Source organism: Pedobacter sp. Leaf194, assembly GCF_001423945.1.
In the GTDB taxonomy this organism is placed as follows: Bacteria; Bacteroidota; Bacteroidia; order Sphingobacteriales; family Sphingobacteriaceae; genus Pedobacter.
Genome location: NZ_LMPU01000009.1, coordinates 637,454 through 659,280 on the forward strand (window position 1 = coordinate 637,454; position 21,827 = coordinate 659,280).

The window sequence follows — 21,827 nt, forward strand, 5'->3', positions numbered from 1 at the left end:
AATAAATACTTACTCGTTGAGCACATAATTTAAGCGAAACCTCAAGCGCCTAACGTCCAGGCTTAGGCGTAAAGGCGACACCCTCATCCTGTTTCCATGGCTTATCCCCGGATGTTGCCACCGAGCTGAGCATGGATTGTTCTACACCTTGTTGCGGCGCTGGTCCGCTTTGCGCTTGTGAAAAGATTTGAGCATCCGAAATTCTAGTCATGTCTCTGCTATAAATGTTCAAGGTTTTAAATTGTGGCTCAGCGGATACAAAAACACTCAGTGGTTTTCCATCCATCATCATTTCGAGTTCTGACAGTCCTCCGTTCTTCAGCTCCTTTATGAGCTTTTCTTTTCTGTCTTCCCCTGCAAGGTAGAATGGGTATTTCTCCAGGCTCTTTTCCAGATCAAAATTATACTCGGGGTAGAAGTGGTGCAAAGGGTGGTTACCGTAGCTGTCAGTAACACCGAGATTAAGTTTTAACCAAACGGGCCTTTTTTCCGGTTGGGAGTTTTCGCCTGCAGTTTTCAAAGAGATTTCTTTTTCGAAGGAAAAGCCTGAAAGTAGCCGGTAAGCCTGCAAGGCAGTCATCCGGTGATCCCGTTCTAAGTCGAAAACCTGTGTCACAGGCACAGCGCCATCATATTTGCTCAGCACTGCCTGATAGCTATTTAAAAAGAACATGTCCGATTCATTGGACTTGCTAAAGTTCAGTTCAAAGCGCATATGGTCTTTAACTCCTGAAGGCATGCCACGAAATCCCGGAGGGCTATAATGCTGGGATATCCCCAACGAGAATTTAGGCAGTTCTCTTCGGATTGGAGATTCGAGAACTTCGTTTAGTCTGGTACCAAAACCGAGGTAATCGAGTGATTTTTTCAGATACTCTAGATTTGATTCATTCATAATATGTTATTTAGGGTTAAAAATTGGTTTATAAGACTACGAAAACGTAGGTACCTGGGGTGAACAATCATTAGCATGGATATCTGGCGCAGAATTTTTCGGTAAAATTCCGGTAGCCGCCACGGGGTTTGAGGGCTGGACTGGTCTGAAATTTTCCGATGCACTTAAAAAAACGGTTGAGGGAAAAGCTTTCCGAGGGAATGGACAACTTCTTCGCACCTAATATCACTTCGAGCTGTGTTCCTCTAATCATGAAATCAGCTTCCAATCCACATTGCCATAAAGAAAGTTGGCAATCCCAGACCTTTCCTGTCAGATCATTAGCAAACACAGTGTAGATCTTCGCATTCGGGAAAGTCGTTCTGATTTCATTGAAGCGGTCGCGACTTTTCTCACAGCCGATCGTTGCAAAAGCGGATTGACCATTGATCCGGATCCACTCTGGGTAGAAATGGCACAGACAGAGCAACTCATCTGCAGCATGCGCAAAGAAAAGATTGACTGTAGCCGCGGGCAGATAATCATGGCTGGTTTTAAGGATTCCCATGTGCCCGGAAACTCCGGGATGAAAAAAAGCCTTGACCAGCGGGCTGAGGTAAGCGGAGTTTATCATCTGGACTGGGCGGGACCCAGTCCTCTGCTTTGTTGGGTTTCATCTTTGAAACCCAGGCCATAGCCTGTCCGGGCCGGGGTGTCCAGTTGAAGACTGCGCTGCATCTCGGCGAAAGCCTGCTTATAGCCCGGGGTGTTGTAATCGACCTGCTGTCCTTCTTCGCCCTTTATTGCCCGGATACCCCTAATTAGAAAGTAAGACTGACCTCCGTCGACCACGACAGACAAAACGAGCGCTGCCCTGTTGGAAAGGATTCCTTTCGATTCACTGGCGCGGTGCTGCAACCTCGTTCCATCCTCCAGTTCCAATGCCTCTCCACGCTTGAATCCGGACTGCTGCGCTGGTGACAGCGCGTAGCCATTCACAAAATCAGGCACCTGTACTTCCTCTGGGAAATAGGTGATAAAGTCTCTGGTCAACGCATCGTATTCAAAAATCATCAGCGATGTTCCACCAGTGGAATCCTGGAACCCCTTTTGAAGAAAATCCTCTTTAGATGAGCTTAAAAGCGATACCTCCTGGCCGCTAAGTAAGGAATGGCCCTGAACATTTTTATATATCGGGTGAAGCCTGAGTTCAACCTCACCTTTTAAGTTTCGCTGTAATGAAAGGCGGGCATCAAGCCGTTCTATCTGGAAGTATTCCGTGCTCAGGCCACTTAAGGTTAGCAGTCCGGTTCGGCGCCCTGCGAGCAAAGCCTTGAAATCCGTGCTTTCCAGTAATACATCATCATCAGTTGAAAGCCCAAGGGCTTCCATTGCCTGAAAGGGCAGGTCATTTTGACTGAATAAATAATTCATAATTCATCTTTTTAGGTTAGGTAAATGTTGATTTTCTTCACTGCCGGTGCTTTGTTCAGTTGCTGTCAATAAAGGCCCCGGACAAAACGAGGCATCCAGTTTGCAATCTAAAAGCGAAGTGTAGAGCTTATCCGTTCTGGAAACTATAAAGTGCGTTCCGCTACCTTCCTCGAACACTTTTATACGCCCCTGTTTCAAATGGCCGGTGATTTGGTAATGTTTGTCTTTATAGAAGATTTCGTCGCCAGTGGTGAGGAATTTTCTAACTGCGGATTTTTGAGGATTCCAGGCTTGCTGAATGGGGTTTTCAAGGTCCTGCGCTAGCTTATTGTCAAAACTGAGCAGAAATGCTGTAATTTTCTCCGCATCTGTAGCTGCTTTATGAATTTCGAAAGGGCTGTCAGTGAGCAACTGTATCCAGGCCGCTACGTATGCGCTATGCTGACCGGGGTCGTGTCCAATCCCCAGCGCATCGCCAAGCATCATGGAGGCGATTTCTGCGCGTAGCTCTTCCCTGGCATAACCCGGGGAACCTGGGAAGTTGAAAAGGCTCCGGTCCAGTCGCGAAGAATGGCCGGTCCAGTGACCGAGTTCATGCAGCAAGGTTGCATAGTACTTATCGGAAGCATCAAACTGCGAATGCTCAGGAATGGTAATTGAGTCCGTTCTGAGATCATAATAAGCCTCATCACCAGCGAGATGGCGAATGGTTGCCCCGGAATTTTTGATGAGTCCCTCGGCCCGCTCTAATGGCTCCCATTTTTTACTGGCGGCAGCCAATGATACAAGTGCCCCGAGGCCCTGTATTTGTGCTGCATTGAAAACCCAGGCGTTTGAAATAATGGCCTTAGTCAATGGCCGATCTTCGGTTACCACCTTATGATTATCATCCAAGATTATCTGCCCGCCGGAATCTCTTTTGGTAACGCGCTGAACAGTTTTAACGAACTGGATGAGCGTTCCTTTTTCACCTGACTTAACCCTGAAACCTGCCGCTTCAGCCTGTTTGAAGGTTAGCCACCTTGGATCTTCGCGGCCCGAAAGCAGCAGGCTTAATACATTAATTCCCTGATAGCGTTTGCCGCTGATCGCATTATAAGGAAGTCTTGGAATCAGCAGACCTTCGGTGCTCCAGGGCCGCTGCCATGGGGCAGTGCCAGCCTGTAATGCTTTTATTAGCCCTTCGGCAACCTGAACATGCAGGTCTTTAGTTTCTTTTTTCATGGAACAATCCTTTCCTGTAAGTTAAAGCTACCCGTGTTTTGGCACTTAGGTATGGCAGTAAGCGGCACGGGTAAGCCGCTAGGGCAAAAACGGTTCAAGCGCATTCATCGATTACGGTTTTAATGGTTTCTTATCTGTTTCCATCTTGAGTGTTATTATCACTTATCGGAATTTGCATCAGTTAAGCGTCCGGGGTTTACGGCATCGAGCGCCTTCAGAAATTTCAGGGCATCAAGCTTGACTCCGCAGTAGCTTAAAGCAAAATGCAGGTGCGGCCCGGTTGTTCTGCCGCTAGCTCCAGACACACCGATGAGCTGCCCCCTCAAGACAGTATCCTTACTGCTGACTATTATCCGGGAAAGGTGCGCGTAATGACTCAATAGCTTGCCATGGCGGATGACAATGAACTTTCCTGAAACCGCATTGATGTTTACCCGGACAACCTCGCCGTCAGCAATGCTGAACACTGGCTGGAAGTCTGCTTTGAGATCTACGCCATCATGAAAATTCAGTGCACCATTGAGCGGATGAATTCGCCATCCAAATGCCTGATTCATATACAAACTGTTCAACGGCGAGGTAAAATAGCGCTGCCCAAAGCTTCTGGGGGCTAGTCCTAAGATGACAATCACTGCGCTGAGGCTTGATAAATAGCCCATCATCTGGAGAGAAATGACTGATTTGCACTTTGGGTGTTTTTTAAATCGAGTACGTTCTGAAGGGTTTCCATTCCACTGCTTCTAGCCCCTGGACTTTCCTTTAACATCTCGAGCGCTTTCAGTATATCTTTCTGACTACCCGATTCCTGGAGCAGATTTACACGCATCAACACCTTGAAATCTGCTGTCTCCATACCGGAGGGCTGGTCCATCAGCACTTTATACAAATCTTGCTTAGCGCGTATGACCATAAGCGCTTCGGGCGGGAAGGCATACATTTCGAGTGAGCCAAATCCGACCATAACGGCCTGCCTTTTTTCGTCTATTGAGGCGATGAAGCCGATTAGGCCTCTTGAGGGCCAGTTGTCGCTGAGTTCGGGATTTACCATAACCAGCATTCCTGAAAGTTCTTCCATGATTTTTGATTGTTAAAATAGTTGAAGAGTTTATCCTTGAAAACTGCCTGAGTTGCCACATCTTTGAACAGATGTGCGTTCCGTCACGATAAACAACTAGACGAGAAAGGGCTGAGCAAGTCATCTGATTGCTCAAGAAAATTTATCGGCGATTGCAGCCACGTCGGCATTAATTTTATTAAAATTTCTAAGCAGAATTTCCGGCTTTTTACCGCCGAAGTCGTAAAATATGGGTAGCGGGGTATAGCCGGCTTCTTCCAGGGCTAGCTTTTTCATGTCCTGATTCACCCGGCAGTGAATGGCCGAGGTTTCAAACTTTCCTGTATAGCTTTCTACCGCATCTCCCGCCAGCATACCCACGAGTTCACCGGCTTTCAGCGAAGCAATTTTTCCAGCCGGTATTAGCGGCTCCAGCTTTTCATTTATCGAAAGGGACAATTTGGCCCGGTCAATAGAAAGGCTTTCTCCCTGCTGCTTGACCTTTCCGAAAAGCCGTTCGAGCCAGTCCAAAGTTTCCTTGTTGCGCACCGAGCCGGCCAGTACATTTCCAACAACCGAAGTGATGGTTCCCGATACTTCCTTGCCATATTGCTGCTGAAACTGAGGCAATTCCTGCAGTCCCATGAGTACCGCGACCTTATTACTTCTGGCAGTTGCTATCAGGTTTTCAATCCGATGGACGAATATGGTGGGTAGTTCGTCCAGGATGAGCGCACTTGGCAGATTACCTTTTGTATTAATTAACCTGGTAAGCCGGTTCAGTACGACTGAATAGCAGGCGGAGTTGATGTTTTGGGTATTAGGATCATTTGCAAGGACCAGCGTAGCAGGATTTTTTGCATCACTGATCTTCAAGTTGAAGTCATCGCCCGAAAACACCCAGAAGCCGAAATTGGCAGTTTCCAGCAAAAGGGCATCACCGTCATGTACTTTGTCGAAGTTATAAAGCACTGCTGAAAAATCATTGGATTTAGGTAGAAAACGGGCAAACATATTTTCAGGTTTTCATCTTTGATAAAAGAAGCCGGATGGCTTGCTCGAGGCTTTTCTGAACGTTGAGATAGTCTTTAACTATGGCTTCAAAGTTTTCTTCAATCTTTTCATCAATAACAGCAGTGCCGGCGCGATTGGAAAAGTGTTGGTATATCAGCGCATTAGCACCAGATAATTTCTTACCTATATCATCGAAGAACACGAGCAGTTCCCTTGCATTGATGATGGTGGATTTAGCCTTGTCCAAGAGTACCTTTCGGACCAGTTGCTGCTTGGTGATACCCAGCACCTTTTCGTGTTCGCTAAGCAGGGCATATTCCTCATCATTAAAATACATTCTGATGCAGTGGCTGTTGATTTTTTTATCCATGGTTTCCCTGTTTAACTCCGTTAATATTATCTTACCACTCAACGTTTGCCACTGATAGGCTTATAAAGTTGCGAAGTAAGTATCTCTGACCGCTCTTTCCAGGGCCGCGGGTGCTCCGACATATATTTCTCATTATAATCCTTGTAATCCAGATAAGCAGTAGCCTGGTCCCTCGCGTAAGGGATTGCACTGATGAGTTCCGCGCTGGCCTTTTTTCCCGAAACATCGTTGTCAAAGAAAACGTCAACTGCAGCATAATGTGCAGCGATGGGTAAAACCTCTTTCAGGTTCACCACAGAATTGAGCACGATAACGGTGTCAGCATACGAGGGATTAGTCTTTCGCCAGCTCAGAAAGTCCATAAATCCCTCAAAAAGACTCAGTTTGGAAGAGGCTCCTTCAATAAGGCTAATCCCTTTCTTCCCAAGACAGCCTTTGAAAGAAGCGCTCCTAATTTCCCAGCCGCCCTTTTCATTTGGCCACCCTGCAGCACAGAAAGTTTTCTGCTTACCCTCCTTGAGGGTTACCTCGTATCGAACTTCTTTCAGATAATCTCTGGCTATGTCCTTGATTCCCCTGAAATCAAGATACTCCATTAGCGACTTGTTTCCTCCCAGCTCAGTTATTGAAGTAATCTTGTGCCAGGAATCTTTTACCGGGCTATTCTCAGCGGGAAGCGGCTTCAGACTGCCTGATAAGATGGAGACATCTGCTAATCTGCCTGCTATTTTGTGGAGCACTTCCTGAAAACTGAGCTCCGGCCACATGGCCATTGCAAGGTCAAAAAGATTTCCGCCTTTGCCAAGGCCATGATCAAACCAGAGACCCATTTTTTCATTTACGCAGAACGACGGTGTGAAATCGCCCTCACGAATCATTGAATGATAAAATGTTTCACCGGCAGACCTTTTCGCCGGAGTAAAGCCGAGGTCGGTTAAAAACTGGGTTATTGAAACCTGCGCTCTTAACTGGGCAATATCGTAATATTTCTTTTCCATAAAATTTATTATTTGACCGAGAACAGGGTTAAAAAAAGTGGCCCATTTTTCAAAGCATGACCAGTTCTTATGCGTTTCGGAATACTCAGGGTGGTATCTATCAACTGGACATTCAAAGGCCTGCCATCCCATCCTGTTGAAGTTATTTAAACTTTACGATCGTTTTTTGCTTTCACCCCATAGTGCATCATTCATAGATGTAAAAAAACAGCCGATTTGCGCGCTGTCGCTGCTACCGCTTTCCATGAGGGATGAATAGCGCTTAAACTGAAGAAAAATGTCTGGTCTAAATGCCATGTTTTGCAGACCTTATGAAACTCTAGCCTGAGTACGGCCCAATAAGAAATCTGTTCTGTAAAAGTAAAATAGATAAGACCAAATTCGCCTATAGCTTAGCAGCAATATATTTAGCCTTTAATTCCCGTGCCTAAGAAATCGCTTTAAATGTCTCGGAGTAAAAGATCTGTCTGAACGCCGGGTATATCAATTTATCATATATCGGATTGCAAAAAGCCGATTCGGAAATGCCGTATCAGGCTGCTGCACAGGCAACAATCGTTGAAGTTTCCAAGTGAGATACGCAAAAAGTTGTAGTGGATAGGTAACGGGTGGGATTTGGGTATTTAAAGACCCGGGATAGACAGCTTTAATTTTAACCTCTATTCTGTTTCCAGCTTTTCTTCAATGCCGCATACTTTTCAGTTGCTTCTGCTTGTTTCCAAAAACCATGAAAGATTTTGGCCGCCTCTGCCTTTTCCTCTTCACCGGTACCGAATTCGAATTGTGCATAATCTTTAGCGGGGTCATATTTTCGGCCGCCCCTGTAGTTCGCATACCGCCGGGCCCGGGTGTAACCCATCTGGAGGTACTTCCGCGCCATGTCCGCGCCGACAAATTCATCCTTATCCAGATAAGATAAAAACTGCGCAAAGATTTTCTGAGCACTTTCCAGCGCAATAGCTTTAGTTTTGAAACGCCAGTTTATGCCAATCTCACTTTTGTAAGGCTCACAAATCAGAACCCCCTGTTCACCCTTCCCTACCCGGTAATGCTCAGGGTGAGCGCGGTAATCCACACCCGGTTTCCAGAAGTAGGATGATTTATCGAAACTCAAATAGCTGGGGCGCTTGTTCAATTTTTATAGAATTTAAAATAATATATACAGGTCGGTTGATTATCTAACCATTTCTACAGCTATAATGTTTATTACTGTCTATTTCTGATAACCGATACTAAAGCAGATGCGTGTGCTAATTGAATTTTTATTTTGAGCGAGCATAAATGAAAACGAACAGCAAAATTTAAAAAAATGAAACGCTACGAGTTTGTCTCTGGCGCTGGCGAAGAAAACTTGACGACTAGCAGCATCTACGCCATAAGCAGCAATGAATTAAGTATCACGGGCCGGCCTGCGGATCCTAAACGTACAAACCTATACTATCCGTGCAGATGCAAGGCCATCGTTAAACTGCGCGCTTGTGCAATATCTTTTTATCCTTTGATGTTATTTGTCTTGTCCTCCATATAATCGATGAAACAAGCAGTAAAGATTTACCTTGTCTGCAACCACTTGAAAATCCCATAACTTTTCAGTCCACGCCATCAGATTGACTCCACTCAGACAAACTATTGCCATCGATCAGTGGTTTAGTTTATATGAAAAAGATAGTTTTTTTCGGGGACAGTCTGACTGCTGGTTACGGCTTAAGGGACCCTGGAAAGGAATCAATTCCTGCTTTAATCAGCCATAGGCTAAAACACTTAGGGATGGATTTTGAAGTGTCAAATGCGGGCATTAGTGGTGATACGACACGTACAGCAATTGACAGGCTCCCAAGCATACTTGTCGGTGATATCGCTGTTTTTGTACTCGAACTTGGCGCGAACGATTTCCTGCGTGGCCATAGCGTAAGGGAAGTCGAGTCTAATTTACAAACGATTATTACTACTGTCAAAAAAGCCTATCCACAGTCAGCGATACTACTCTTAGGCCTGCAGCTGCCTTACTGGGCACATGTCGGCCCTAGTTCGGGCTTTGGAAGTATTTTCCAAAACCTCTCTAAAGCAAATTCAATTGTACTTGTCCCGTCTTTTTTAAGTGGCGTGGCCGGAAATCGGGCGCTGAATATGCCAGATGGTGTACATCCGCTAGCCGCGGGCTACCAGCTCGCCACAGACAACATTTTGCCTGCCCTACTCAAAATATTAAAATCCGAAAACCGCTAATATTTGTGATAAGAGGCTCAATGCCAAAAGAATCCTGTTGACTGCGATAATTGAAAACAAGTCGGCTCCTCTGGTTAGCCAAATGGTCCTGAATATCGATAACTAAGTATATAACCAGATTTTTAATGGATATCAATGGATGCGATTACCTCCAACAGGTTTTAAAGAATTTCCGCTGTCTTATGACCAGGCTTTATTCCATCAGTACCTTGGTTTTGATATGTCCTCCACTTAGGCTTTCAAGCTTCAACGGATTTCCGTTGCACCTATTAACACTTATAAAATGTTTTTCTAATCCACTGAATAAAAAAGAGTTAGACATTATTTTTATCAGTTGCCGATGACCGGCAAAAAAAATGCGAACGGGCTAAACGCTTTTTGTAAAACAAAATACATATATCGGTAAAGAGAAAATACTATCGCACACATTTTACTTAGTCTTCTATATTTTGCATTACTTAAACAAAAAGCCAAAAATCAATGCACAAAAAAAGGGCCTTTCGGCCCCCTCGCACCTTTAGCAAAACACAGAAGAACCATGCATGTAAAAAGGTAATACGGAATTACTCACGTCAGTCTGTACAGACCGGGCCGTCGCCTGCCCCTGCGTTTTCGTTTTGATATGTCATCTCCACTTCGCAGGATTTTCCGCTCTTCGCGGAATAATGCTTCATTCCCAAATGTCAAAGATCCTTATCGAAATAGCTGAAAATCAGTTATTTCACTTTCATTGAATTAAAACTATCGATGATGCAGCGCGATAAGAATTTTTGGACTGAATTAAGCTACAATAAAAAACTGCTAACCTAGGACTAAACCGATTTTAGTACTACCCTAATTAATTTGGGGTTTAACAAGCTGTAATTTAATCTCTTAGAACACCAATTAATGAGTTGTTAGTTTATGCCTAGTGAAAAACGGCAATAATGACCTCGGAGTTAAGGCACCGGTTTAACAATATGGTGTTTTGGCAAGATTTCAAGAAATTATCTTTACGGACTTCATGAGTTATTCTCTTATGGAATGGTCAGGCGTAAAAGCAGAAGTCCATACCCAGACTGGGGAAACCAAAGTGAATTTGGGTTAAAAATAGATGACAGTTATAGCGGATGTCTCACTGTTGTTCGTAAAATCCATCAATCTTTCCTGATTGATCTGTCTTTGGATTGAGGATGGTGCTAGCCTTGCGCTCAGGCTAATATAATTTAAATCGAATTATAAATGTCGCTCTGAAATTCGGTCGTGACTGACTTGTTCCGGCTTCGAACAATTTGCTTATCTGTCTTCACTGGAATCCGTCAAGATAACTGTGCGCTATTAAGCGTCAAACCGACAAAATTTTCAATGTTTTAAATGATTGGCTTTTACCGTCATTCTGACCGCACGCAAACCTTTCTCCGTTAGTTCTATTTCAAACTCAACCTCGTCAAAAATAGCTAAGCACAGTTCTTCGCCATAAGAATGAAATCTTATATCCTGATCATTTTCATCAAGCAGCTGCCCGCTCCTGTCAGAAAAGTTCAGGTGAGTTACTCTTCCTTTTCGCTTCATCTTAAAACATTTATTCAAAAGATAAAGGAACGCGGTTTGAATAAACGCCGTCTTATCATATGATAAGAAATTGATGCTAAAATTCGCTGACAAATGAAGGGCTGTCACAAACTGTTGCAGTAAGCTATATCTTGATTCATGAACAGGACTTAATTCTTTTGCAGCAGAAAAGTCTATCGGGGAACAAAAACAAAAACTCCTGTCTTCGAACTAGTTTTTCTGGTTGCTACATCTTTCCCCGCGCCTTAAGCTGGCAGCAAAATGTATCCGCTTTTTCGGGACCAACTTGAAGGATGGAAGCTACCCGTAGGCATTAGCTTATTTTAAGTGAACTGTACCAAGACGCTAAGCCTGAGCCTTCACTTCACTAATCGAGATATAGATGAAGTGCTCTTATTTTCTCATGCTCTATGATAGCAACGTCCATTCCACTTGCAACTGCCATATCAGCGGGAGCGCCAAGTCTCCAGGCCACCACTTGAACATTATGATTAGTTTGGCTGGGTTTTGACAATTCAAAAACAAATTCAGGCGCCCATCCTGATTGCAGCCGGGTGATAAGGTTATTGATAGCTTCAAATCCAACAATAGGGTTACCGGAATCATTTTCGAAGAACCTGATGTCCTGATGGTAGATCTGCTCCATGGCCTTAAGCCTTTCGGCCGAATCTCTATTATTCCAGATAATCAGTAAGCTGTCTTCTAAAAGTTGTCCAGATTTTCCCATATGATGATTTATAGCTAATATACATTAATAATCAAGTGCTGCAAAATCGTTAGGCGATAGTCGACATTAATATTCTGCGGCTCGGTAACAATAGATTTATTCTCAAAAATTCTTCCGTTTGTGTTTCGAGCTCTTTTCATTGACGAAAATCTAGTGGTAAGGCGCAGGCACGCGTACATTAACAGGATGCATCTGTTGTATTGTAATCATGCTTTTTCAAATTAAAAAATATTAAAACGTTGCATCCGGATACCAGGTTGATGCAGGGCAAATGTAAAGTAGTTTTTGGGCAGAATATATCTGTTTTCGCACCCTCATCATCTTACGGAATATGCGTTTAAATAGCACCGGTGATTTTAGAAATATTCTCTTTGAAATGATTTCGAAACTACTTATATGATTACCTGATACATATCAGCACATAAGCTAAGAAGCTGGCTTCAGAGGGAAACCTTGCTTTCCAGTAACTCAACTCTTAATGGCTTATGTATCAATAATGATAACTGTTCTATTGCTTTTCAAACCTGAAAGATACTAACTTAGGATTCTTAGTTTGGTTTTAGGCGTTTAAAGCAGGTGCAATTGGTTGCATCTGCTTTTTTTATTGTTTTTCATCTCACTTTCTTGAGCTAATATGGTGCATACGGAAAAGTTTAATAAAACCTCGGTGAAGATATAGATGTTTCACTGCTATTTTATTTCTAAAACAATTGACAATCAATGATGTAGTTAAGATATGGAACACGGGGTTATTACGATACTGAACAGGGTATCTGGAAATGGGTTCATCAAATACGGTAACATGGTCATCAAATTTGAATTGCGGGAAACGGTTGGAAAACTCTACACCTATAATGCTGTGAGTTTTGAGATCAAACATGACTATCTCGAGACTAAGGCTGTTAAAGTTCGAAAAATCGCCTAAGACTGTTATTGTAATACCTTGGTTCAGCACAATATTATTGAATTAAGTATATCGCGATATGAATGACACGGAAAGAGTGAGGCTATACCTAACTGAGGAATTAAAAGATTCTACAAGGGCATTATTCAGCCTTAATCAAATATCAAAAGATTGTGGTCTGGCGCCGGACGACCTAACGCTCGTTTTGAAACAGCTGGTTTCCAATAAAGTTATCACTGTTTTCGAGCCGGAAAGCCCTGATGGTGTATTTATAGAACTTCAGTTATGACATTACCTTCTCAATTGTACTTTAGAGATATTTCCTGAATATTTATACCACGAATATTATTTCCATAACTGTGATATGCTATATATCGGTAATCAAGCTGGAGTGATGAGCATATACTTATTGTAAAGGATAATAAACCAATACATGTAGAATCATGGAGGCTCATTAAGACCATTTGAGACTAGAGTCCTGAGGCTAAAATTGCTAACCGGAGCAAGAACCTTTAACCCAGTTTCAGTGTTGATTAGATAGTCGCTATCCAATATCAAAAATTTATGTCAATTAAGGTCATATTCTTAATGATGATGCTGTGTTTTTGCTCCATGGGGAGTTTAAGAGCACAGCGGCCTGAAAACGCCGGATGGTTTTTCTTGAGTAACAGTAAACAAATAAGCGAAAAACTCGACTTTATTTACGATATTCAGATTCGCTCAGCAGATCGGTTTGACTATGTAAATACCTTGCTTTTGAGGGGAGCTTTTAGCTACAATCTTTCAAAAAAGCATTCTGTTGCGCTAGGTTATGCGTATAAAGCAGACTGGAATTTTGAAAATGATGTTCCAACCTTCTCCCCGGAGCACCGGATATATGAACAATACCTCTTAAATTCAGCATGGGGCAATGCAGAAATTGACGCCAGGTTTCGGCTTGAGCAGCGTTTTATCCGCGAGGATAAGCTAGTGGATTTCTCTCAAAGGGCACGCCTGTTTTTAAGTCTGCAAGTACCACTGATTGCCGACACGAGTTTTAGCAAAGGATTTTATGCCAAAATTCAAAATGAAATCTTTATGAACGTGCAGCACAAGGAAAAGGTAAACAATAACATTTTCGACCAGAACCGCGTCAGTTCTGGATTAGGATTCCGTTTCAGTAAAAATCTGGATGTGGATTTTAGTTATATGTTTTGGTACCAAAAAGAAATGGAACGTAATTCCAAAACCAATGTATTTCAACTCATGCTCTCGACCAAATTTTAAAAACTTATACCGGCACGATTTAAAAATTGGGCAGGATTTACTAAGCTTTATCACTTTCGCTTTCGGCTTTCCTCCCTTCCTCCAATAAATTGGTAGCAATTGGGTTGTTTAATAACAAATTTGCAAACCAGCTTAAATTAGCAACCATGTACCTTAAGGTTCGGTTTGTGTACAGATAGCGTTCGCCGCCGGCTTCCACATAATCCTTTTCGCCGCCAGCTTTGCCAACCCAATACGCGTTGACATTTGGCGGTATCGTAAATCCCACCTCCTGTAAGGCCCAAAGCACCTGAGCCGCACAGCTATGGGCGCCGTCTTCATTTCCGGTAATTAAACAGCCTCCGACCTTCCCGTATGGCATGTATTGCCCGTTAGTCTCATCACTTAGGCTTTTGTCCCGAAAAATTGCGTCTAAACGCTCAATTACTTTTTGGGCGTTTGAAGCAAGATGTCCCATCCAAATGGGGGCAGCAATGATAAAAATCTGGCATTTTTTAATTTTCTCCAGAATCAATGGCCATTCATCGCCCCCACCTTCATCAGAAGAATTTCCGGTCTTTATATTATAATCATTTAAACGAATGATTTCGGTTTCTACGTTTTGTTCCTTGAAAATTTCCAAGGCCCGGTTCGCCAGCGCTCCGGTATTTGAAAAATCTTGACTGCGTTTAAGCGTACAGTTAATGATTAGTGCTTTCATGACCTCTATTGTGTTGATAGTTTATCTGCTTTGAGCTTTCTCCCTAATGGGTAGATCTTATTTCTCTTTTTTAAAATCGTGCCCCCAGTTCTTTAGCGAGTAATTCCAGTCGGTTTCATTTAAGTTACCATCTGGCCGCTGAGCCAAGTGTCTTTTTATATAACCTACAACCTTCTGCATGTGCTTGTAATCGCCTGGGCTAAGCTGTTCTTTCTTCTTATGCTTTATCTCTATGATTTTCTTTCCAGATTTGTGCCCGATAGATTCACCATCGCCACTATCCCATCCCACCGATTTCGACTCCTTTGTATCAAGCCAAAGTTCCAGTTCTGAGGGGCTCATGTTCACGTTTTGTTTGAAATCGGTATAAACCTGCTTCATCTGTTCTTCGTCCATATATTAATAAAATATGCGCCAATGGTGATAATAAGTACGATAAGGAAACACCAACGATTTTTAATGGTTTGGTATTTTCTGTTACAGAGCTGTTTTATTAACACAACTAAAGCATGACAGCCGACTGATAGATTTTAGGCATTTGTAGAGGACGATGAATTATGGGAGTGTGTGTTGCTAAAAGTTCCCGGCTGCTGAACAATATTTTTTCAAACTTTTTTTCCTTCGATGGTGTTGGCTTTAATAAACTCTATGAAAAAAAAGCTCCTGGTTGGCGGTATAGCATTACTCTTCAGCCTGAATCTGGTGCATGCTCAAAAAGGCCTGCCTGCAAAAGTTCCCACAACCGTTAGCGTAAACACCTTTTATCCTGCCCATGAAGATTTTAATGAAAAACTAGTTTCCCGGTTAAAAGTTCCTGCGGGTTTTGATGTTAGCGCGGTAGCGGAAGGACTTGGGAAGCCAAGGATGATGGCTGTAAATAACTCCGGTGGTCTTTATGTTACACGAAGAGACGTTGGTGATGTGCTACTTTTACAGGATATGGACGGCGATGGCCGAATGGAAAGCCTTAAAACGGTGTGGTCGCAGTTTTTAGGCGTACATGGGATCACCATCCATGATGGCTTCCTGTATTTATGCTCTTCCACCGATTTGAAAAGAGGCCGCATCAATGCAGACGGCAGTTTAAGCGATACTACCACATTGATTAAGGATTTACCCGAAGGAAGCCAGCACGATAACCGTGTCATTGCCTTTGGTCCTGATAATTTGCTTTACATAAGCGTAGGAAGCAGCTGTAATGACTGCGCCGAGACGAATGCCGAACATGCGACACTGTTGCAGGTTTCACCTGATTTCAAATCCCGTAAAATTTATGCCCGCGGCCTGCGTAACACTATCGGCTTCGACTGGCAACCAAGCACAAAGGAAATCTGGGGCATTGATAACGGTACAGACTGGCGAAGTGATGAATTTCCGCCCGAAGAACTTAACAGAATTAGCCAGGATAAGGATTACGGGTGGCCAAGGGTTTTTGCTAAACAGGTCGTTGATGAAACCCGGGAAGATCCTATCGGTACCACAAAAGCGGCATATGCTAAAAGTACAGAGCCATCGGTAATGGAATTTCCTGCACATTCAGCACCGATTGACTTTAAATTCTTACCCGCAGCGAAAAACTTTCCAAAAGATTTTCAGGACGATGCCCTGGTATGCTGGCATGGCTCGTGGAACCGTAAAAACCCCGAAGGTTATAAAGTGCAACGTATTATTTTTGAGAACGGTAAGCCGACCGGTGTCGAAGATTTTTTCTCGGGTTTTTTGAGTACCGATGGCAAAACGCGATTTGGCAGGCCTGCAGGACTGGCGGTTTCTAATCTTGGAACTGTATATATTTCTGATGACGAGAGCGGGGTTATTTATTCGGTAAAAACAAAAAATATAAAATGATGAAAAGACTATTTATTGCTTTTTTTCTCCTTGGTGCTATCACTAAGGTTCTGGCCCAAACACCAAGAATTACCTTCAAAACTCCGCTGCTCTATCCTGAAGGCGTTGCGTTTGATAAGGCGAACAAAACTTTTTACCTCAGTTCGGTAAAGACCGGGGCAATTGGAACTTTAGACCAATCTGGTAACTACAAGGAATTCTATAAAGATAAAGATTTGATTTCCAGCTTTGGAATGAAGGTAGATGCAAGTGCAAAACGGCTGTTGATTTGCCTGAGTGACCCAAATCCGAGCTATAGTGAATTCAGTTCAGCAGCAACCCTAAAAAAAATGGGGAGGCTAATCGCCGTAAGCCTTGTAACGAAAAAAAAGACAATGGACGTCAACCTTGCTGAACTTTATCCTGGCAATCACTTCATTAATGATTTGACTATGGACAATTCAGGAAACCTTTATATTACGGATTCTTATTCGCCGGTGATTTATAAGATTGACGCGAAGGGTGAAGCCAGTGTGTTTGCAGAAAGTGAATTGTTTAAGTCCGGTGACATAGGCCTCAACGGTATTGCCTACCATACTGCCGGTTACCTGATAACAGTCAATAACAGCAACGGGTCGATACTCAAGGTAGACCTCGCTGATCCAAAAAAAATCTCAAAAGTTGCAATCAAAAACCTCTTTCCCGGCGCAGACGGGCTACTGTTCGATCAAGGCGAACTCATTCTGGTTCAGAATAAAGGCGTAAATAAAATATTCCGGATAGCCAGCACCGATGACTGGCAGACCGCGACGGTGAAAGCGGCAACCTCTGGTGAAGATCGTTTTGCACAGCCTTCTACTGCAGTTGCAGACGCCAACCGGATTTGGGTACTTAACTCCAAGTTGAATGAATTGTTAAATCCGGCTATGGTTCCAAGCAAGGAATTTTCGCTGCAGCTTGCTGTTTTCAGTCCAGTTGAATAACCCTGAAGTTTCAGTAATAATAAACGCTTAATCATCGACGATCTTAGTGCTGTACAAAGTACTAAAGCTACAGCGTTGACACAGTCGACAAACCCCAACATTTTGGCTTTTAGGTAAGCGTTATCAAGTTCATCAAAACGGCCGGCATCCACCGGCCGAACTTGATATTAACTAAACTATTTAACTTTCAAATCAAGTTCTTTTTCGCAACCCGCAGTGTGCTACAACCATTTACCATCCCCACCTTTTTCCCTTTGCTTCCTTTGGCGATACAAAACGATTTTATCTAGTGAATACGAAAGCACGTAAAGGATGAGCAGGAGAACTGCTAAAGTTTGTTTTGGTTCCATATCATTAATGCTATAAGCTTTGAACTTCAGGCTTTCGCTCAAATTCCTGCATTGTTTCGAGCAGTCCGAGGATTTCTTCTTCTTTGCACTGGTTAAGTAAAATCAGAAAGTCCCCATGTGGCGAGCGTTGAAGAATGTTTAAATTCCTTTTGTCCAGCAACAATCCAAAAAGCAATTCATTTTCCGGCCTAGTAACATAAAATCTGATCGCCTGCATTGAGCGATCTCTCGGATTGATAACAGCCTGAAATTGTCTGTTTCTTTCGATTTCCAGATACAGGGATTTTGACAGCGCGTACAGGCGTGATGCATTTGCCCTCACGCCACCATTCTGTTTAAGTCCATGAAGGCTACGGGTTAGCGAAGCTAAATCTTCAAATTTTGTCTCTGAGCAGCCGCTATCCTCCGTACCAATCGGGCTATTGAAGATTGAAGAAGGAGTGGTGGCCTGGAGGGAGTCCCTGATGAGTACAATGGACAGGTTTTCAGGGATAATCCCTTCACCGCCATGGGCATAAATCAAATCAAATTTATCGAATGAAATAAAGTTAGTGAATAAGTCAGCGGAGCGGTCACATATAACCGGCAGGGAAACCTTTGGGAATTTTGGAATCCTGTTAGCCTGTAGATCTTCGGTGGAGGTTATGTGCAGAAAAGAAATATCGAATGGTATCCAGTCACATTGAGGAATATATGAAAAAGCAGATTCTCTGGAGGAACCAATGACTTCGACATCAAAAATTTTCCTCGCCTGGCTGATTGTTGCAGAAGACCTATTACCTGTTTCCAAAAATCCCCCCTTGATGTCTTTTGAGAAATTCAGTATTGAGAAAATGCTCCTGTGAGCTGACTTGCGGCTGTCGACGAGCAACACATGGAAGTTCAAAGGAACGTGCAGGATTTCACGAAGCAAAACCTGAAGGCTGTGGATTCCGGCCTTGAATTCCCCTCCACATGCGCAGGTCAGAATAACGCTGTCTGAGAGCGGAATATCATTTCCTTTTTCACAATTATTACAATGTTGCAGCTTGCTAATTTGTTTTTGCATCTCCATATATCTACTGATTTCAGGAGCAAATTTCAGAATGATAATTTCCTGTCGGAACCCTCGTTAAAAAATTGGTCTAAAATACTTTTAAACCGGCAGTACCCCTAATTAAATACTGCCGATGGTATCAATCCGCAGGAGATTAGAAATTTAATTTCCTGCTAAAAATCCTGAACACGAGGTAATTGTAAATATTACACTATCAATCGGTTAACCAAATAAAAGCTTAAGTAAAGCTCAGGAAAATCTCAAATTTTAAATACCTTTGCGCAACCAAATATTAACCTTTCCTTAGCAATGTCAGCATATAAATTAGACGAAATTGATAGTGGTATTTTAAACATAATACAAAAGGACGGCGAGACGACCTACAAAGAATTAGCATCAATACTCAAGCGAAGCAAATCTAATATTGTTGAGCGCATTAAAAATCTAAAAAAAGATGGCTTTATTGACAGGTGTGTTGTACTTGTTGATGTTGAAAAACTCAGAAGCATTTTCACTGCCTTTCCACTTGTACAACTGAGGAATCATGGGCAGGATTCAATTGCAAGCTTCAAGGCAGAAATGGCTTTGCATGCAGAGGTTATGGAGTGTTATCACATTACTGGAAATTTTGATTTTATGCTAAAAATTGTAATAAATGATATGTTTGCGTATAACGATTTTTTAACTGAGCATATTTCACCCAACCCCCTTGTCGGCAAAATTCAAAGTTTTATGGTTTTATCCCAAAGTAAAAGAGAAACAGCTTATCTTGTTTAGGATATGATAAATAGTGATCAATTACTCTACAGCTGCCATAAAGATATAAATGATAGACCAAAAATCTAAAGCATAGACTTAGTCTCAAAAAACGAACGAAATAAGCCAATCAATAAAATTCAATATTATTAACAATTTAAAAGCTGTATTTTGCGATAAAAAAACCTAATTTTAATAAAAATGTCGTAACATGAATTTGATTCACGAAAAAAAACATACAAGCCAAGGATAAGTGACCTACTGGGTGGGGCATTATCGCTAGCTATTCCGATAAAAAATTATTACGACCTTATCTTACTCTCAAAGGCGGGCATAAGTAAGGCTTCGGCGGAATCAGTAATCAGTTTTACAGGAATGTCCAAAAGAAAATTTGTGGAAGATATATTGAATTTATCAATAAAAACGCTAGAAAGAAAACAAGCTGACGATAAATTTGATACAAGAACATCATCCCTTGTCATCGAAGTCGCAAGGGTTTTGGAGCATACTTATCAAGTATTTGACGATAAGGAAAAAGTTCAAAGATGGCTTTCTAAACCCAACAATGCACTTCACGGCGAAACCCCCTTATCTCTTTTTTCCACACCAACAGGAATAGGTATGGTCGAAGATGTCTTGACACGCATAGAGGAAGGTGTCTACTCATAGATGCATGTCTACAGAATTGTAAAATCCGAAAAAAGGATTAAATACTTGTCCGGAATCGGGGCCTTCCGAGCAGGTGGACGATGGAATGATAAAGGAACTTATGTACTTTACAGCTCCGAAAACTCATCCTTGGCATTTTTGGAAAACCTTGTGCATTTTGATATGGAGGAAATTCCAGAGGATTTATATATTATGGAAATTAGAATTACCAACGAAGATTTGATATATCTAATTCCCGACTCTGACTATCAAAAAGACTGGCTCGATACCGATAATTTAGCATGTAAAATATTAGGAGATCAACTATTTTCCAAACATAAATTACTGGGAATTAAGGTTAAGTCGGCAGTCAATCGATCGGAGTATAATATACTTTTGGATCCTCTATTCCCCGGATATCATGATCTTGTTAACATAATTGATGTAATTAAAATACCTGTTGACCGACGTCTAATCTAAATCTATTTTATTACAGTCTACTTTATACGCAAAATAAAAAATAATCATTAAGACCTAAATATACGGATATTTCATCCTGCGAATAAACTGGTTATCCACTGCCTTAGTTTACATATACACAACCAAAAAAAATACTTTCGGGCTAAATTCCAGGTGGAGTGATTAAATGTCTCCAAATTTGTCAACGCCACGATTAAAGCCTTATTTTAAATTCGTGCCGGTGAATACAAAATACCTTATAGATACATTCAAGAGTTTTTATGGCTACGGCTTATCGAGGTTCATCTGTCCTTGCTAAGCATATCTTTTCTTTATGGAATCAATCTCGCTTCACGCAAGGCATTAAACAGACTAAAAAACGTTTCTTCTGTATCCTGATAATCCAAAAAACCAAGTTTTCTACTTTTGGACATGCTCGTCATCACTTCTATCGGCCTGCCCAAATCCAAATCCGTGTGCCAGGCTGAGGCCAAACGACCCAGATTGGCTTCTATCAGATCGTATTTGCTGGCAATTGCCGTCCATTGCACTGAATCATCAACCATTTGAACTTCCAGTGGATTTATTTCATTGTTAAAACCAACACTTACAATCTCGAAATAATCGGCAATTTTCTTCCAAAGCCGGTTCCAACGAAATACGTCTCCGTTTACCACGTTGTAGGCCTGATTTTTTGCTGCATCTGTGGTCGAAGCCCAAATTAAATGGGCTGCCAAAATCCTTGCATCTGTTACATCCGATACTCCCTCCCATTGTGCTTTAGAACCAGGCCAGCTAAAGGCCCTGCCGGTTTCCTTACAGATAGTGGCGTAAGCGGCAAGTGTGGTTCCCATATTCATTGCGTTGCCAACAGCCTTGCCAATAACTGTATGTGGCCGGTGCACACTCCAGGTATAACCATCTCTTGCTGCTCCTGCGTAAAGCTCATCTTCCTGAGCGTAATAAAAATTTTCTACATTAAGCCGCGGGTGTTCCTCTCTCAATGGGGTTTCAGGAAGAAAACCTTCTTTTGCATAAGCTTCAAATGGGCCAAGATAATGTTTGAGTCCGGTTACCAAAGCTACATGTTTCACTGTTTTTTTCGCAGAGAGCACACTCAGCAGGTTTTTAACCATCAAGGCATTCACCCGCACATTTTCACGCTCCGTATCGTTGCGCATCCAGGTTGTAATAAAAACATGGGTTGGCATAATGTCGTCAAGGCCGGCTTGTAAACTTTCGACATCGAGCAGGTCTGCCGCAACAGGTATGAGTCCGGGATTTGCCCGGTCCGGATTTCTGGACAGGCCATAGGTTTTCCACCCCTGTTCGATTAGCTTTTCTGCCAGATTTCCTCCCGTGATACCGCTTGCTCCAACAACTAATGCTATTCTTTTCATATTATTATTATTTTATTTGTGCAAAT

25 protein-coding genes are annotated in these 21,827 nt (G+C 42.4%); 9 read left to right on the top strand and 16 right to left on the bottom strand.

The genetic code is table 11. The features are described from left to right. Positions 1-49: 49 nt before the first annotated feature. The 10 genes from ASG14_RS13160 to ASG14_RS13205 all read right to left on the bottom strand — a co-directional run bounded on the left by ASG14_RS13160 (position 50) and on the right by ASG14_RS13205 (position 8,103). Positions 50-895, bottom strand: coding sequence for a hypothetical protein (locus ASG14_RS13160; RefSeq protein ID WP_056871502.1), 846 nt, complete (start codon positions 893-895; stop codon positions 50-52). 70 nt (positions 896-965) lie between these two features. Further along, entirely contained in the window at positions 966-1,508 is a 543-nt protein-coding gene (locus tag ASG14_RS13165) for a hypothetical protein (RefSeq protein WP_157274925.1), read from the bottom strand. Then, positions 1,505-2,308, bottom strand: a complete 804-nt coding sequence (locus ASG14_RS13170; protein WP_056871504.1) for a DUF4099 domain-containing protein — start codon at positions 2,306-2,308, stop codon at positions 1,505-1,507. The genes ASG14_RS13165 and ASG14_RS13170 overlap by 4 nt, the downstream gene beginning before the upstream one ends. 3 nt (positions 2,309-2,311) lie before the next feature. Further along, positions 2,312-3,532, bottom strand: a complete 1,221-nt coding sequence (locus tag ASG14_RS13175) for an ArdC family protein (RefSeq protein ID WP_056871505.1) — start codon at positions 3,530-3,532, stop codon at positions 2,312-2,314. Between the two features lie 158 nt (positions 3,533-3,690). After that, a complete protein-coding gene (locus ASG14_RS13180) occupies positions 3,691-4,194 on the bottom strand; it encodes a M23 family metallopeptidase (RefSeq protein WP_082491547.1) in 504 nt (167 codons plus the stop codon). Continuing rightward, a complete protein-coding gene (locus ASG14_RS13185; protein WP_157274926.1) occupies positions 4,191-4,589 on the bottom strand; it encodes a hypothetical protein in 399 nt (132 codons plus the stop codon). Before ASG14_RS13185 ends, ASG14_RS13180 begins: the two co-directional genes overlap by 4 nt. A 150-nt stretch (positions 4,590-4,739) precedes the next feature. Beyond that, positions 4,740-5,600 (bottom strand): type IV secretory system conjugative DNA transfer family protein, encoded by an 861-nt coding sequence (locus ASG14_RS13190; RefSeq protein WP_082491549.1) that lies wholly within the window; start codon positions 5,598-5,600, stop codon positions 4,740-4,742. 4 nt (positions 5,601-5,604) lie between these two features. Further along, positions 5,605-5,970 (bottom strand): hypothetical protein, encoded by a 366-nt coding sequence (locus tag ASG14_RS13195; RefSeq protein ID WP_157274927.1) that lies wholly within the window; start codon positions 5,968-5,970, stop codon positions 5,605-5,607. Between the two features lie 38 nt (positions 5,971-6,008). Continuing rightward, a complete protein-coding gene (locus tag ASG14_RS13200; RefSeq protein ID WP_162238739.1) occupies positions 6,009-6,968 on the bottom strand; it encodes a toprim domain-containing protein in 960 nt (319 codons plus the stop codon). 652 nt (positions 6,969-7,620) lie between these two features. Continuing rightward, positions 7,621-8,103, bottom strand: a complete 483-nt coding sequence (locus ASG14_RS13205) for a DUF4385 domain-containing protein (protein WP_056871510.1) — start codon at positions 8,101-8,103, stop codon at positions 7,621-7,623. A 521-nt stretch (positions 8,104-8,624) separates the two neighbouring features. Between ASG14_RS13205 and ASG14_RS13210 the strand changes: the two genes are divergently transcribed. Continuing rightward, a complete protein-coding gene (locus ASG14_RS13210) occupies positions 8,625-9,194 on the top strand; it encodes a GDSL-type esterase/lipase family protein (protein ID WP_056871511.1) in 570 nt (189 codons plus the stop codon). A 1,341-nt stretch (positions 9,195-10,535) separates the two neighbouring features. Here ASG14_RS13210 and ASG14_RS13215 read toward each other — a convergent pair. Further along, positions 10,536-10,745 carry a hypothetical protein gene (locus ASG14_RS13215; protein WP_056871512.1) on the bottom strand — a complete coding sequence of 70 codons (210 nt, stop codon included), beginning with the start codon at positions 10,743-10,745 and terminating at the stop codon, positions 10,536-10,538. 367 nt (positions 10,746-11,112) lie between these two features. After that, on the bottom strand, positions 11,113-11,472 hold the full coding sequence (locus tag ASG14_RS13220; RefSeq protein WP_056871513.1) for a hypothetical protein: 360 nt from the start codon (positions 11,470-11,472) through the stop codon (positions 11,113-11,115). 736 nt (positions 11,473-12,208) lie between these two features. Here ASG14_RS13220 and ASG14_RS13225 point away from each other — a divergent pair. From ASG14_RS13225 to ASG14_RS13235, 3 genes are all read left to right on the top strand, one after another. Then, a complete protein-coding gene (locus tag ASG14_RS13225; protein ID WP_056871514.1) occupies positions 12,209-12,397 on the top strand; it encodes a hypothetical protein in 189 nt (62 codons plus the stop codon). A 58-nt stretch (positions 12,398-12,455) separates the two neighbouring features. Then, positions 12,456-12,665 (top strand): hypothetical protein, encoded by a 210-nt coding sequence (locus ASG14_RS13230; RefSeq protein ID WP_056871515.1) that lies wholly within the window; start codon positions 12,456-12,458, stop codon positions 12,663-12,665. A 275-nt stretch (positions 12,666-12,940) separates the two neighbouring features. Further along, entirely contained in the window at positions 12,941-13,642 is a 702-nt protein-coding gene (locus ASG14_RS13235) for a DUF2490 domain-containing protein (protein ID WP_082491551.1), read from the top strand. 40 nt (positions 13,643-13,682) lie between these two features. On the opposite strand, the gene ASG14_RS13240 is transcribed toward ASG14_RS13235, so the two are convergent. After that, complete coding sequence (locus ASG14_RS13240; RefSeq protein ID WP_056871517.1) at positions 13,683-14,342, bottom strand: flavodoxin family protein; 660 nt, start codon at positions 14,340-14,342, stop codon at positions 13,683-13,685. Between the two features lie 57 nt (positions 14,343-14,399). After that, positions 14,400-14,738 carry a DUF3140 domain-containing protein gene (locus ASG14_RS13245; RefSeq protein WP_056871518.1) on the bottom strand — a complete coding sequence of 113 codons (339 nt, stop codon included), beginning with the start codon at positions 14,736-14,738 and terminating at the stop codon, positions 14,400-14,402. 252 nt (positions 14,739-14,990) lie between these two features. Here ASG14_RS13245 and ASG14_RS13250 point away from each other — a divergent pair, with 252 nt between their 5' ends. Together ASG14_RS13250 and ASG14_RS13255 are read left to right on the top strand one after the other, a co-directional pair. Further along, on the top strand, positions 14,991-16,190 hold the full coding sequence (locus tag ASG14_RS13250) for a sorbosone dehydrogenase family protein (protein ID WP_056871782.1): 1,200 nt from the start codon (positions 14,991-14,993) through the stop codon (positions 16,188-16,190). Beyond that, positions 16,187-17,152 (top strand): SMP-30/gluconolactonase/LRE family protein, encoded by a 966-nt coding sequence (locus ASG14_RS13255; protein WP_200940340.1) that lies wholly within the window; start codon positions 16,187-16,189, stop codon positions 17,150-17,152. Before ASG14_RS13250 ends, ASG14_RS13255 begins: the two co-directional genes overlap by 4 nt. A 360-nt stretch (positions 17,153-17,512) precedes the next feature. On the opposite strand, the gene ASG14_RS13260 is transcribed toward ASG14_RS13255, so the two are convergent. Next, positions 17,513-18,556: a hypothetical protein gene (locus ASG14_RS13260; RefSeq protein ID WP_056871520.1), complete on the bottom strand. Its 1,044-nt coding sequence runs from the start codon at positions 18,554-18,556 to the stop codon at positions 17,513-17,515. 291 nt (positions 18,557-18,847) lie between these two features. On the opposite strand from ASG14_RS13260, the gene ASG14_RS13265 reads away from it, so the two are divergent. The 3 genes from ASG14_RS13265 (at position 18,848) to ASG14_RS13275 (ending at position 20,422) form a co-directional block, all read left to right on the top strand. Beyond that, positions 18,848-19,315 (top strand): Lrp/AsnC family transcriptional regulator, encoded by a 468-nt coding sequence (locus ASG14_RS13265; protein ID WP_056871521.1) that lies wholly within the window; start codon positions 18,848-18,850, stop codon positions 19,313-19,315. 270 nt (positions 19,316-19,585) lie between these two features. Then, positions 19,586-19,963 carry an antitoxin Xre/MbcA/ParS toxin-binding domain-containing protein gene (locus ASG14_RS13270; RefSeq protein ID WP_255352801.1) on the top strand — a complete coding sequence of 126 codons (378 nt, stop codon included), beginning with the start codon at positions 19,586-19,588 and terminating at the stop codon, positions 19,961-19,963. Next, positions 19,964-20,422, top strand: a complete 459-nt coding sequence (locus ASG14_RS13275) for an RES family NAD+ phosphorylase (RefSeq protein WP_056871523.1) — start codon at positions 19,964-19,966, stop codon at positions 20,420-20,422. Positions 20,423-20,733: 311 nt separating this feature from the next. On the opposite strand, the gene ASG14_RS13280 is transcribed toward ASG14_RS13275, so the two are convergent. Continuing rightward, the gene (locus tag ASG14_RS13280; protein WP_056871524.1) at positions 20,734-21,801 is read right to left on the bottom strand and encodes an SDR family oxidoreductase; all 1,068 of its coding nucleotides are present in this window, start codon (positions 21,799-21,801) and stop codon (positions 20,734-20,736) included. Positions 21,802-21,827: the final 26 nt, after the last annotated feature.